Raw genomic sequence first — 12,202 nt, forward strand, 5'->3', positions numbered from 1 at the left:
GCGCAACGCCGGGGAGCGCTACACCTACGACCCCGACCGGTTCGACGACACCCCGGCCGCGCCCGCCGCGCCGCCGGTGAGCACCAGGAAGAAGGCCACAGTGCCCGCGCAGGCAACCGCGCAGGCGCCGGAGCCCGTGCCCGTCGCCGTCGAACCGGTCAAGCCGGGCCTGTCGGCGACCGGGAAGAAGGTCGTGGCGTTCCTCCAGCAGCACGGCAAGCCGGTCTCCCCGGCGATCATCGCCAAGAGCCTGGGGATGCCCGGCCCGCAGGTACGCACCGCGCTCAAGCGGATGAAAGACGACCCGACCATCCCGGTCGTCAACGTCGGCCACGGGGCGTGGGTCCACCAGGACCACGCCGCCGACTACATGGCCGCCGCCTGACCCGCCCGCCCTCGACCCACACCACGGCGAAGGCCGGCCCCGTACGTACCTGGGGCCGGCCTTCGCCGTGATCCCCCAACCCACCCTGGAGCCCCGCGTGAATACCGAGCAGCACCCGGTCGGCCAGGCGGCCGCCCACCTCACCCGCACACCCGCCGTTCCCACCGCGATCTGGCAGCCCGCCCCACAGGCCCCCGCCCCGGCGCCGGCGCTGACGCTCTACCAGGTGCCGGTGCCCGGTGCCGTCCAGGTCCAGCTGCCCGACGGACGCATCGCCTGGGGCCGCCCCGTCGACCACCACCTGGACCCCGTGCCCGCCCAGGCCGCCCCCACCGAGGCGATGCCGGGCTGGGCCAAGGCGGTCTCCCTCATCGCCGGAAGCCTCACCGTCATGGCCCTGGGCAGCGCCACCGCCCTCCGGATCGCCGCCCCCGCCCTCGGAGGACTCGTGGACCTGCTCGACATGCTCTGGAAGGTCGCCCTGACCCTCGCGGTCATTCTTTTCGGCCTCTCCCTCACCGGCCGGTTCCTCTTCACCGCCGCGCGCCGTACGGACACCGCCACCCCGGCCGCCGAACAGCAGCAGCCGATGGTGTTCGCCCCGCAGATCGACACCGGCGGCACCCGGGTGTTCGGCCGCAGCGGCGACGTCAACATCCAGTTCGGCGACCGCAACCACATCGTCCCCGCACCACGGGGCCCGGGGCGGAGACCGGGCAGGCCGCCCGGCCCCACCACCACCTGTCACGAAGGAGTCCACCTCTTGTCCCCCAACAGCGCTGCGGAGATCCGGTACTGCGAGCACGCCGCCCGCGTCATCCGCATCGAAGCGCCCGCCATCACCGAGCTCGTCGCCGCGATGGCCCACCTCGACAAAGCCCTCGCCGCCGACCCCGCCCGGACCACCGGCCACTACACCCCGCAGAACCGGCAGCACCTCGTCCCCGACTGGATCCACGGCAACGCCGACCAGATCCGCGCCCGGCTGGATGCCCTCACCAGCCGCTACCCCCGCCCCGACACCCCGCCCGCCTCCTGACCCGTCCGCACACCCTCACCGCACCGTCCGATCACCGACCCCTCGAAGGAGAGCAGTCGCTTTGGCGAAAGCCGCACCCAAGGTCATAGGCGTTCTGACCGCGCCCGCCCCGCCCACCTGGTGGGGCGCCAACCGCCTACCTGGGCACCCACAACGCCTCCACCGACGCCGCTTCCCGCGAGGACCGGCCCCGCCCGGCCCACACCGCACCCGACACCCGCCCCACCGCCCCGGAAGGCACCCGCCCATGAAGACGTCCACCCTCGCCTACCGCGGGCTCCAGATCCTCGGCTGGCTCCGGGACCGCGCCGACGACATCAGCAGCGCGTTCACGCTCGGCTGGTCGCACACCGCCCTGTGGCTCAAGGCGGCCGCAGTCGTCGGCGGCCTCGCCACGGCGGCCCTCCTGCTCGGCTGGGCCGGCGGCCTGGGCCTTCAGGCGGCCCACGCCCTGCCCTGGCCCACGCAGAAGGTTGCCGATCCCACCGGGCTGCTCGCCACGGTCGATCAGCCCGTGCGGCACTACCTGAACACCCACACCGCCCAGCTTCCCGTCACCGCCACCACCGCCTACGCCCTGTGGCAGGCCATCGGGGCGCTCGCCCTGGTCCTCGGCTTCTGCCGCTCCAGCGGCGGCCGGATCCTCTGGCTCCTGTGGGGCGCCTTCACCGTCGCCGCAGCCTTCACCGGCACCCCGGCCCCCGGCCGGGAAGTCGCCGCCGGGATCGCCGCCTTGGGCTGGGCCGCACTGAGCCTGCTCGCGCTGCGCGGCATCAGCCTCTCCCCGACCGCTCTTATCCACGTTCACGTCCAGGCCCCGCCGGCCCCGCCCGCACCGCAGGTCCACACCGCCATCCACGTCCCCCACCCGGCCCCCGCCTCGCCCGTCCTCAAGCCCTTCGACCCCCAGCAGCCTCCCTCCCTCAACTGACCGGACGCTCCGCCTGGTCCTCGCCCACCCCCACCCGGGGGCCGGGCCAGGGCCGGACAGGCCGCCCGGCCACCGCGCCCGCCCGGCGCCCGGCACCAAGTACGGCCGCCCCCCATTACCTGCCGCGCCCCGCAGACGGACCGTCTGCGGGGCGCGGTGCTGCCCGCACACCTCCCGCATGCGAAGGAGCACAACCCATGGCACTCAGCGACCTCTTCACCCGCAGGCCCGCCGCCCCCGCGCCCGCCCCGCCGACGGAGGCCCCCGAGCCGAGGGCGTGGCCGGAGATCGGCGAGACGTGGAAGCCCGAAGGTCTCCCCGTCGCCGAGCGGTACTACAACCAGGCCAACGCCGTCGTCCTCGTCGCCAGCACCGGCCACAACCCCTACGGCACCACCTACTACCTGGTCGCCTGCCTGGGCTGCCACTTCCTGAGCACCCGCACCAAGTACCACGACTCGCACATCCAGTACACGCTGACGACGGCCGCGGGCGCCGCCAACGATCACGCGGCAACCTGCCGGGCACTTCCCCGCGAGCTCCCGGCCCGCCCCGACGAGAGCGCGGCCCGCCGTCTCCTGCACTCCTGGGTGCGCACCATGCTGCGCCGCCGGGACCTGCAGTACACCGACTTCGACGTCCACGACCTCGACTCCGGACGCCTGGAGCTCCAGCGCACCAACGAGTGGATCCAGACCGAGCTGGAAGCGCTCGCGATCGAGGAGAGCGGCCTCCTGTCCGCCCGACCCGACGAGCACACCGGCACCGTCCGCTTCCGGATCCTGCCCCAGCTGCCCGCCGCCCGCACCGCGGGCCACTGAACGCCCGGGGCGGCCGCCGGCACTTGGCCCGGCCGCCCCGGAGCACCCCCCGCCCGGGGGCCGCGTCACCGCCTGCCCGCACCACATCGCGCTCTCTGGAGGTTTCTTCGTGCTCATCCCCCGCCCGCGCCGCCGGATCGGCCGTCCCCGCCCGCAGCGCCCCGGAACCCGCTACCCGCTTCCCCAGCGCCGCCTCCCCGGCACCTGGAGCCGGTAATGGGGCGCACCCGCAAGCAGCGGCGCGAGGTGGTCCGGGTGCCGCGCGGCGAGACGCTCCTGCCCGAGTACGACCGCGGCGCAGTGCCCGAGGGCCTCGTCACCCGGCGCACTTTGCGGGATATGGGACTGAGCCCCGGTGACAACGAGGGCCCGGTCGCGATCCTGCGGTGCCGACTGTGCGCCACCCGCCCGAACTGGTCCTGCCGCCACCCCACCCGCGGCTTCCTTCTCCGGGTCGACCTGGCCCGCCCCAAGCGCGTCCCGACGCTGGCTCAGGAGCTCGCGCTGGACCGTGCGATGGCCGCCAGGAGCACCTGCTCGAAGTGCTCGCGCCGGTACTACTACTGCCTCCCCCTGCACACCGTGGGCTCCTGTGACCCCTGCGCCCAGGGATACGAACCCACCCCCGGCACCTACGTCCACACCACCACCACGCCGGTCACGCACCGCCTGGCCGCCTGAACAACCACTTCTTGAAGGAGCAGCACACGATGACCGAGACCCTCACGCCGCCCGCCGCCGGCTCCCCGCTGGCGCTGCTGTTCGGCATCACCACCGCCGCGCAGCTGGCCGCCCGCGTCGTCCAGGACGAGGAGCGCGACATGGCGGCGACCGCGGCCGCCGACCACGTCTACGCCGCCTACCCGAACACCCTGGGCCGGGCGGTCGACCACGACGCGTGGACCGGCTTCCCTACCCTGCGGGACCACGGACTGCAGCCCAGCGCGGTGGCCTACCTTGACGGCGGGCTTTGGCTCCACCACACCATCCCCGCCCTCGGCGACTTCCGCGACGTCCTCACCCTGCTCGTGCCGTGCGACTGCGGCCACGGCTACGTCCCCTCGCTCCTCGAGGACGAGAACGACCTCCTGGAGCTCCTCAGGGAACTGCGCCTTGCCGGCGGGCGCGCGGTGCACCGTGGTGACACCGGCGGCCCGTACTGCGCCAGCATCCCGGCCCGCTGAGCAGGTGCGCACTCCGCCCCGCTCGCTGATGGCGGCCGTTGCGGTGCCTCTGGCGCTCGCAGCGGCCACCGCAGTCCTCAAGGCCGGTCACTGGAAGCTGTACGCCGACCGGCACCGCATCCACCTCACCCCCGTCGCCCGCCGCTCCTGCCCCGACTGCCGGGGCACGGGCGGCTGGTGGACCGGCGGGCCGTTCCCGGAGATGGAGGCGTGCGGCTGCTGGGCCGAGCGGCCCGAGCTCTGCATCCGGCTCCTGCCCCTCCCGGCCCCGGCCGACGAACCGCCGTTCTGAAACGGCCTCCGCCCCGGCCACCAAGGCCGGGGCGGAGGTTCGCGCCCGGGCGGCCGCAGCACCGGCAAAGGCCGGCCGCCCGCTCCCTCACCCCTTCGAGATCAGGAGAACCCCAGCATGCACGCTCACCGTCCCGCCGTCTTCGCCGCCCTGCTCGGCCTGGGCCGCGCCGGAAGCGCCATCGGCGATTTTTGGATGCAGAACGATTTCTGCGCCCGTGTGAAGGGCGCCTCGGATGACCACCCGGTCACCTACGAGGACCCGGCCACGAAGGAGAAGACGACCCACGGCACGGCTGCTGGCCGTTCCGCGTGCCTTCACCACTGCCTGACCTATACGGCCACGCAGGCGATCGTGGCCGGGGCCGGGGCCCGCGCGCTCGGCATCCGGGTCCACCCGGCCGCCGCCGCGGCCGCGCTCGCCCTCTCGTTCGGCACGCACTACGCCGCGGACCGCAGGGTCCCCGGCAAGGGACTGCTGGAGAGCATCGCCACCAAGACCGGCAAGGGCGGCTTCTACCAGCTGGCCTCGCACGGAATCAACGGGGCGTTCCAGCTCGACTCCGCCTGGCACCACGGCTGGGAAACGGTCGCCGCGCTGATCGCCACCACCAAGGCCACTCCGCGGTGACCGGCCGCTCCCGCACCCGCCTGGAGCGTGTCCGCGGCTCGCTCGGCATCGCCCAGCTCGCCCTCCAGCAGATCGAGGACGACCTGACCGCCGACGACATCGACGCCCCCGAGCTCGCCGCGATCCTGCACGAGCTCCAGGAGGACATCGACGTCCCCGGCGGCCTCTTCCCCGCGCTCGCGCAGCTGGTCTCCACCGCCGCCCACAAGGCGGAGCAGATCGAGCCGGACCGCGACGGCAACGCCTCCTGCTCCCTGCACGAGGCAGCCGCCCTGCTCACCGACAACGCCGGGCAGCGCATGAACTGGGCCGCCCGCGCCCTTCACCCGCAAGGAGAGCTCGCATGACCTCGCTGACCTATCCGGACCTGCCAGAACGCTGCCTCGTGGTCCTCATCGGTGCCTCCGGTGCGGGCAAGTCGACGCTGGCCGCGACCTGGCCCGCCTCCCAGGTCCTGTCCCTGGACGCACTGCGCGAAGCGGTGAGCGACGACGCCGGCGAGCAGGACGCGACCGGCGACGCCGTCGACGCCCTGCACCTGATCCTGGAGCGACGGATGGCCCGGCGCCGCTTCACGGTCATCGACGCCACGAACGTCTCCAGGGCGGCGAGGGAGCCCCTGATCGCCGCCGCCAAGCGGCACAACATGCCCGCCGTCGCGGTCATGGTCACCACCCCCGCCTCCGTCTGTGTCGAGCGACAGGACCCGCGGCCGGCCAACCGGACCGTCCCCAACGACACGGTCCACCAGCAGCACAAAGCCATGGTCCACTCGCACCCGCAACTCAAGGCGGAGGGCTTCAACGAGGTCGTCTTCGCCGACAGCCTCTACCGGCTGCTGCCCTTCCTGGAACGCCTCAGCCAGACACGGAACGCCGCCCTCGGTCTGGACGGCGGCGACGGCCTGGGCGACCTGCTGCTCGTACGCCGGACGTTCGGCGACGAGATCCTGCCGCTGTGGCAGTGGAAGCCCGGCTCGGACGTCGCCGGCGGCGACCGCGTCGCGGAGATCCGCCTCGGTCAGATGTACCTCACCCTCGCTCTGCGCACCGACGTGGACGGCGAGGGCGACCTCGGGTTCGACGTCATGCTGCCCTGCCCGCACGACGACGAATGCACCGGCTACGCCTGGGCGCCCGCCTACAGCATCAGCTGCCTCTTCCGGGCGCTGAGCGGCGGACTGGACGACGACGAGGACATCGTCTGCACCGTCCACGGCCCCAACGGCGAGGACGACCAGGACGACGACCCCGAGGGCCGCGCGGACCTGGAAGAGCAGTTCGCGGCCGCGGTCCGCGAGTGAGCCGCGCTGCCGACGGTCCGCACCCGCTCACCCCGGCCGGTCTCCCGGCCGGGGATGAGTGGGCGCGCGGGTGCCCGGACTGCCACCTTCCGATCCAGGGCGGAAGCGCCGGCCTCGCCGCGCACCGCCGCACCAGCGCGGGCGACCCGCGCCGCCAGATCAACATCCAGTTATGAGCGGCCCGGCCGCTCTCACCCCTTCACGGAGGCCCGCATGGCCCGCAAGCCCATCACCTGGTACATCGCCACTCCCGCCGACGGCATCATCGAGAAGTCCCGGCACGCCGGAACCCCGGTGAACCTCGCCGCCAACATCGGCCAGATCATCGACCACCCCCAGCCCTGCACCAACCTGTGGTTCGACGAGAGCGAGTTCTCGTACTTCCGCATGGTCAAGCGCGTCGGCGAGGTCCTGGAGGACACCGGTATCTGGCCCGGCACCTGGCCCGTGCGGCTGTGGATCGTGGAACCGCTCGGTGAGACCGGCAACTGGAGCCAGCGCTACTACCCCTACCGGCTGCTCTCCCACCAGATCCGCGTCCTCGAGGAGACCGACGCCCACCCCGCTCTCGGGGCCGCCGGCCGCGACGTCCTGAACGTCATCCAGCAGGAGATCCCCGAGCGCGCCGGGCGCTGGGCCGCGGACTGGGACGCCGACCCCGAGGGCATGCGCGACCGGACGTGGAACTGGGAGCAGTGCGGCGGCCCCACCTGCGGCAGCGGCCGGTGGGCGGACTCCATCGCCATGGCGGTATCGCACAACCGCCGCGAGTCGGCCGCCCAGACCTGGATCGAGCACCTCGCACGGAACACCGTCGACCAGGCCCTCGCCGACACCGACGCCAGCATGATGGCCCGCTGCTACGCCTACGGCCGCGCCACCGGCTGCGCGGTCGCCGCCCAGCACCAGGCCCGCTTCGAGCCGTACGTCCTGGACGCGCTGCGCGGCATCGGCCTCGACTCCCCCGCCCCGGCCGTGTCCGCCTGACCTGCACGAACAGAAAACGCATCCTCAGAAGATGCCAAACGCTTGAAACGCATCCTTCAAGGATGCATTATTGGTTGTGCGGGGGTCATTCGGCCCCCGCACTCTCCGACCAAGGAGCAGCTTTGAGTAGCGAGAAGATCCACCTCATGACCACCCGCGGAGCCGTCGATCTGGACCTCTCGGTCTCGGACGGCACGGTCAACGTCACCGTCGACCCCAAGGCCGTCTACGGCCGGATCCGCGTACACACCTGCGACACCGAGGGCCCCGTCGCCGACGCGGTGAACGACACGAAGATCACCGAGCGCGGCAACGAGCTCACCATCTCCGTCCCGGACGGCGGGATCAGCGGCACCAACGTGGTGCAGGTCAACGGCTCCAGGTACAGCTTCAACAGCGTCGTGAACACCGGGACCATGACCGGCATGACGATCAGACCTGGAGACCATCCGCTTCGACGCCCGCAACGGCTCGTTGCAGGCGGGCGGGATGAAGGTCCTGGAGGCGGAGACCCACAACGGCTCGGTCCTGGTCGACACCGTCGACGAGGAGATGGAGGCATCCACGCACAACGGCTCCATCACCGTCGGCGCCTACAACGGCCGCCGCGGCTCCGCCCGCACCCACAACGGCGGCGTAACCATCAGCGCCACCCCGGCCGCCTCCGGCCGCCTCGCCGCCCGCACCCACAACGGCAACATCCAGGTGCGCGGGGCCGGCCACCTGGACCTCAAGACGTCCACCCACCACGGCCGGGTCTGGTAGCTCCGCCCCGGGGCGGCCGCCAGGTCGCCAAACTCAACCGGCCGCCCCGGGCCTCCCAACCCGCTCCACGTGAAGCAGGGGGCAGACACATCGTCCCTCAACTCCCCCTGGAGCCCAGCATGAGCCCCCGCCCCGACGACCAGGCCCGCACCGAACTGCGCGACCTGGTCGCCAAAGCCGCCCAGCACCGCGACGCAGAACACGAGCGCATCGAGGCCGAGTTCTGGCAGGAGATCGACCGCCTGCAGAAGCGGTACCACGGCGCTCAGCAGGACGTCGCCGACGTCCTGGACGTCAAGCGCAACCAGGTCCTGCGGCAGACCAAGCGCTACCGGCCTGCCGCCCCGGACACCACCAACGACTGACAACGACTGACGGAGAAACCCGCATGAGCAAGACCACCGAGACCGTCGGGGCCGTCCCCGCCGCACTGCGTGACTGGTCGGTGAGCTGGCCGCAGTACACGCCGACCGACGCCACCCCCTCCGAGCTGCTGCCCGCGGCTCTGGCCCGCCACGTGCCCGACTGGGCCGAGGCCGCCCCCACCCCGGCCGACGTCCCGGACTGGGACCGCCGCCAGGCCAACGCGCTCGTCCCCTACCAGCTGGATGGGCGGGGCCGGCCGCTGAACCCGCACGGGCGCACCGGCCGCACCGGCCGGAACCTGGGCCGGTGGGGCGAGAACGCGGCCGCCGACCCGATCGTGGTCGCGGGCACCGGCCGGCAGCGCCAGGTGCTGCTGATCACCCGCGACGACATCCACGTGGAAGCCATCCCCGGCGGCATGGTCGATCCCGGCGAGACCGCCCCGGCAGCCCTCATTCGCGAGCTACGGGAGGAGACCGGGATCGACCTCTCCAACCACGTGCCGGAGATCCTCGGCCGGCAGCTCGTGGACGACTGGCGCAACACGGATTTCGCCTGGGTCGCCTCCACCAGCGCGCTCTACCAGCTGCCCGCCACCGTGACCGCGACCGCCGGAGACGACGCGCTCGACGCGAACTGGTGGCCGTTCGGCAGCCTCACCCAGCTCGACGCCGCGGTCACCGGTGCCGGGCGCACCCTGTACGACGCGCACCGGCCCCTGCTGCAGCGCGCCTTGGACCACCTTGACCAGGCGGCGGCCACCGCGCCCGCCACCTCGATCGCCGAGCTGGTCGCGTAGCACGCCCCGCACCTCGCCCACCTCACCGAGGAGCCCCTCGCCGCGACCGGGTCCGACCTCATCGACCAGCTGCGGGAGGGCGAGGAACGCCTCGTCCGGGCCGGTATCCAGGGCGGCGACGCGCTGGGCGTTGCCGCCGGGCTGCTGGACCAGGCGCTCGATGTGGAGCTGGACGGAGGTACCCAGCTGGACCAGGAGGTGTCCGTCGTCCACGCCGCGAGCCTGCTGCGCGGCCTCGCGGACATGACCGCCGAATACCGCCGCACAGCTGCCTGACCCCGGACCCTGAGCGGCGCCCCCGCCTTCCGGCCGGGGCCGCCCGCCGCACTGGAAGGAACCGATGAACCGCCTGACCCTCGCCGTCGGCACTATTTGCACGCTGATCGGGCCGCCTGGCTCCGGCAAGTCCACCTTCGCCGCCCAGTGGCCCGACTCCTGGCGCGTATCGCTGGATCTCTACCGCAAGCTCGCCGCCGACACCGAAACCGATCAGTCCGCGACACCGGTCGCCGTACAGATCCAGGCCCTGCTCCTGGACGCCCGCCTGGCCCGAGGACTGACCACGATCGTCGACTCCACCAACCTCCGCGCACCCGCCAGGGCCGGGCTGCTGGCCCGCGCAGCCCACTGGCAGCGCCCGACCGTCGCCGTCCTGTTCGACGTACCCCTGGCGACGGTGGAGGCGCAGAACGCGGGACGCGACCGGGTCGTGCCCGCCCACGTCGTGCGCGAGTTCCACAGCCTGATGCCCACCGCGGACCAGCTGCACGACGAGGGCTGGGACACGGTCCACCTCTCCTCTGCCTTCACTACCCGGCCCACCCGATGACCGGCACCGGCACACGCGAGGACCCTGTCGTCACCACCCCTGACACCGTGCCGCGCGGGTGCTCCTGGTTCACCGACCCCGACGGAGCGCTGTGCCTGGCACCGGGCTGCATGGCTCGGATCCAGGACCCCGACGCGCAGTGCCTGTGCGACACCCTTACTGCCCGCCTCGACCTGCTTACCGAACAGCTGCGGGACCTGGAGGAGCGCCAGAGGTACGCGAACGTCTGGTGGCACGCACTCACCTCCGTCGTACGCGACCACCCCGACGGGCGGGCCATCGTCACCGAGACCCGCACCCGCACCGGCCGCTGACGGCACGAAGACCAGCCGCACCACCACACCAAAACGCTCGGGACCGCCGACGCAACGGCGGTCCCGAGCTGACCCCACCCGTGTCTCAGACGAGAGAGGGAACCTCAGTATGAACTCCACCCTGCGCTTACCGGGCCGGATCGGCCCGAACGCCCTCCTGATTACCACCGCCGCCGTGCCGCTGACTGGCTGGGCCGTCCACGCCCTGACGCTCCACCGGCGCCTGGCCGACGCCCGCCGCGACCTGCTCACCGGCCTGCCGTGCCGACCGGAGTTCGTCGCCTACGGCGAGCGGCTCCTGCGAACCCGCCGCCGGCACGCCGACGTGAATGTCCTGATGCTGGACGGGGTCGGCTTCAAGGCCGTCAACGACACCTACGGGCACGCCGCGGGCGACACCGTCATCCAGACCCTGGGCCGACGCCTCGCCCGGTGGAGTTCGACCCGGCAGGCGCTCGCGGCCCGGATGGGCGGCGACGAATTCGCCGTCTGCGCCGTCATCCCGCCCTCTGCCGCCCTCGCGGAGATCACCGCGCTGCGCGAGCACCTGCGACAGCCCCTCCAGCACGAAGGGCACACCCTGCGCCTGGACGTCTCGATCGGCATCGCCCGCGCAGCGGACCTGCCCGGCGAGAGCATGAGCCAGATCCTGCGTGGCGCGGACACCGCCATGTACAGGGTCAAGACGGGCGGAGCTTCGTTCCCGTACTGCGCGACGCGGGACGACGCCTACGCGGAGACGGTCAACGGCCGCCGCGCCGGCCGCCGTGGGACACACTTTCTGGCGAGTGCCGCGTGAGCGCCGCCGGACTCGAGGGCGGCGACTGGATCCGGGGCATCACCATCCGCCAGCCCTGGGCGACCTGCATCCTGGCGGGCAAGTCCCCGGAGAACAGGCCCAAGCCCTGGAGCTGGCGAGGCTGGGTTCTCCTCCACGCCGGGAAGGCCAAGCCGCAACCCGCCCTGCTGCGCGACCCGCTGGTCGCCACCGCGATCTGTGGCCGCGAACTCCCCCTCGGTGCGGTCATCGGCCTTGCCCGGCTTGCCGACTGCCACCTGGACCAGGGGCCCGCCCGCTGCTCCAGCCCGTGGGCACAGCGCGACGTGCACCACCTGGTCCTGACCGACGTCCACCAGCTGCCGCTGCCCGTGCCCGCCACAGGCGCCCTCCCGGCCTGGAAGCCGACACAGGACCTCGTGGACCAGGTCCTCCAGCAGCTGCCCGACTTCCGGCCGTGACCCGCACCCGAGGCAAGAAGCCGTCGGTGGAGCCGGGACTGATCCCGTCCCCCGGCGGCCTGCTCGACTGGCGCGACGCCAGCCACTTCGACCGCTGGCAGGACCGCCCCTGCGCCCTGTGCGACCAGCCCACACCGATGCGCTCCCACGCGGGAGAGCCCGTTCACAAGTGCTGCGCCGAAACGTGGATCGCGGCCAACCCTGTCGAAGCCCGCCTCGGGCGGTTCGCCTCCGACGTCCAGGCCGGACGCCGCCGCGGCGACGACCACGCCTGACCCGCACCGCGCACACCACACCTTGTCTCGCTCCCCTTTGAGG

Annotated in this window: 19 protein-coding genes and 1 pseudogene; 19 read left to right on the top strand and 1 reads right to left on the bottom strand. The window is 72.7% G+C overall.

What is annotated here, in order from left to right; translation table 11 throughout:
* The 11 genes and pseudogenes from IG90_RS40085 to IG90_RS0134895 form a co-directional block, all read left to right on the top strand.
* Nucleotides 1-385: pseudogene (locus tag IG90_RS40085) on the top strand (hypothetical protein); the annotation flags it as partial.
* A 97-nt stretch (nt 386-482) separates the two neighbouring features.
* Nucleotides 483-1,424 (top strand): hypothetical protein, encoded by a 942-nt coding sequence (locus IG90_RS0134850; protein WP_030593981.1) that lies wholly within the window; start codon nt 483-485, stop codon nt 1,422-1,424.
* A 247-nt stretch (nt 1,425-1,671) separates the two neighbouring features.
* Complete coding sequence (locus IG90_RS0134855; RefSeq protein ID WP_051860379.1) at nt 1,672-2,355, top strand: hypothetical protein; 684 nt, start codon at nt 1,672-1,674, stop codon at nt 2,353-2,355.
* Nucleotides 2,356-2,552: 197 nt separating this feature from the next.
* On the top strand, nt 2,553-3,176 hold the full coding sequence (locus tag IG90_RS0134860) for a hypothetical protein (protein ID WP_030593985.1): 624 nt from the start codon (nt 2,553-2,555) through the stop codon (nt 3,174-3,176).
* Between the two features lie 216 nt (nt 3,177-3,392).
* A complete protein-coding gene (locus IG90_RS40090) occupies nt 3,393-3,857 on the top strand; it encodes an RRQRL motif-containing zinc-binding protein (RefSeq protein WP_033894938.1) in 465 nt (154 codons plus the stop codon).
* A 29-nt stretch (nt 3,858-3,886) separates the two neighbouring features.
* Entirely contained in the window at nt 3,887-4,360 is a 474-nt protein-coding gene (locus IG90_RS0134870) for a hypothetical protein (protein ID WP_030593989.1), read from the top strand.
* Nucleotides 4,361-4,364: 4 nt separating this feature from the next.
* On the top strand, nt 4,365-4,652 hold the full coding sequence (locus tag IG90_RS0134875) for a hypothetical protein (protein WP_411572662.1): 288 nt from the start codon (nt 4,365-4,367) through the stop codon (nt 4,650-4,652).
* Nucleotides 4,653-4,769: 117 nt separating this feature from the next.
* Complete coding sequence (locus IG90_RS0134880) at nt 4,770-5,282, top strand: hypothetical protein (protein WP_030593993.1); 513 nt, start codon at nt 4,770-4,772, stop codon at nt 5,280-5,282.
* Complete coding sequence (locus IG90_RS45355; RefSeq protein WP_030593995.1) at nt 5,279-5,629, top strand: hypothetical protein; 351 nt, start codon at nt 5,279-5,281, stop codon at nt 5,627-5,629. Before IG90_RS0134880 ends, IG90_RS45355 begins: the two co-directional genes overlap by 4 nt.
* Nucleotides 5,626-6,585 (top strand): ATP-binding protein, encoded by a 960-nt coding sequence (locus IG90_RS0134890; protein ID WP_030593997.1) that lies wholly within the window; start codon nt 5,626-5,628, stop codon nt 6,583-6,585. The genes IG90_RS45355 and IG90_RS0134890 overlap by 4 nt, the downstream gene beginning before the upstream one ends.
* Nucleotides 6,586-6,798: 213 nt before the next feature.
* On the top strand, nt 6,799-7,572 hold the full coding sequence (locus IG90_RS0134895) for a hypothetical protein (RefSeq protein WP_030593999.1): 774 nt from the start codon (nt 6,799-6,801) through the stop codon (nt 7,570-7,572).
* A 226-nt stretch (nt 7,573-7,798) separates the two neighbouring features.
* Here the strand turns inward: IG90_RS0134895 and IG90_RS0134900 are convergent, their stop codons facing one another.
* The gene (locus tag IG90_RS0134900) at nt 7,799-7,999 is read right to left on the bottom strand and encodes a hypothetical protein (RefSeq protein WP_030594001.1); all 201 of its coding nucleotides are present in this window, start codon (nt 7,997-7,999) and stop codon (nt 7,799-7,801) included.
* 62 nt (nt 8,000-8,061) lie between these two features.
* Between IG90_RS0134900 and IG90_RS0134905 the strand changes: the two genes are divergently transcribed.
* The 8 genes from IG90_RS0134905 to IG90_RS0134945 all read left to right on the top strand — a co-directional run bounded on the left by IG90_RS0134905 (nt 8,062) and on the right by IG90_RS0134945 (nt 12,159).
* Entirely contained in the window at nt 8,062-8,337 is a 276-nt protein-coding gene (locus tag IG90_RS0134905; protein WP_157847100.1) for a DUF4097 family beta strand repeat-containing protein, read from the top strand.
* Nucleotides 8,338-8,456: 119 nt separating this feature from the next.
* Entirely contained in the window at nt 8,457-8,702 is a 246-nt protein-coding gene (locus tag IG90_RS0134910) for a hypothetical protein (protein ID WP_030594005.1), read from the top strand.
* 23 nt (nt 8,703-8,725) lie between these two features.
* Nucleotides 8,726-9,502, top strand: a complete 777-nt coding sequence (locus IG90_RS0134915) for an NUDIX domain-containing protein (protein ID WP_030594007.1) — start codon at nt 8,726-8,728, stop codon at nt 9,500-9,502.
* Between the two features lie 340 nt (nt 9,503-9,842).
* Nucleotides 9,843-10,331, top strand: coding sequence for an ATP-binding protein (locus IG90_RS0134925; RefSeq protein WP_051860380.1), 489 nt, complete (start codon nt 9,843-9,845; stop codon nt 10,329-10,331).
* Nucleotides 10,328-10,645 carry a hypothetical protein gene (locus tag IG90_RS0134930; protein ID WP_030594011.1) on the top strand — a complete coding sequence of 106 codons (318 nt, stop codon included), beginning with the start codon at nt 10,328-10,330 and terminating at the stop codon, nt 10,643-10,645. The genes IG90_RS0134925 and IG90_RS0134930 overlap by 4 nt, the downstream gene beginning before the upstream one ends.
* Before the next feature lie 109 nt (nt 10,646-10,754).
* Complete coding sequence (locus tag IG90_RS0134935; RefSeq protein WP_030594013.1) at nt 10,755-11,444, top strand: GGDEF domain-containing protein; 690 nt, start codon at nt 10,755-10,757, stop codon at nt 11,442-11,444.
* A complete protein-coding gene (locus IG90_RS0134940) occupies nt 11,441-11,884 on the top strand; it encodes an ASCH domain-containing protein (RefSeq protein WP_030594016.1) in 444 nt (147 codons plus the stop codon). Before IG90_RS0134935 ends, IG90_RS0134940 begins: the two co-directional genes overlap by 4 nt.
* Nucleotides 11,881-12,159: a hypothetical protein gene (locus IG90_RS0134945; RefSeq protein WP_030594018.1), complete on the top strand. Its 279-nt coding sequence runs from the start codon at nt 11,881-11,883 to the stop codon at nt 12,157-12,159. The genes IG90_RS0134940 and IG90_RS0134945 overlap by 4 nt, the downstream gene beginning before the upstream one ends.
* Nucleotides 12,160-12,202: the final 43 nt, after the last annotated feature.

The sequence above is a fragment of the Streptomyces anulatus genome (genome assembly GCF_000721175.1).
GTDB lineage: Bacteria > Actinomycetota > Actinomycetes > Streptomycetales > Streptomycetaceae > Streptomyces > Streptomyces anulatus_C.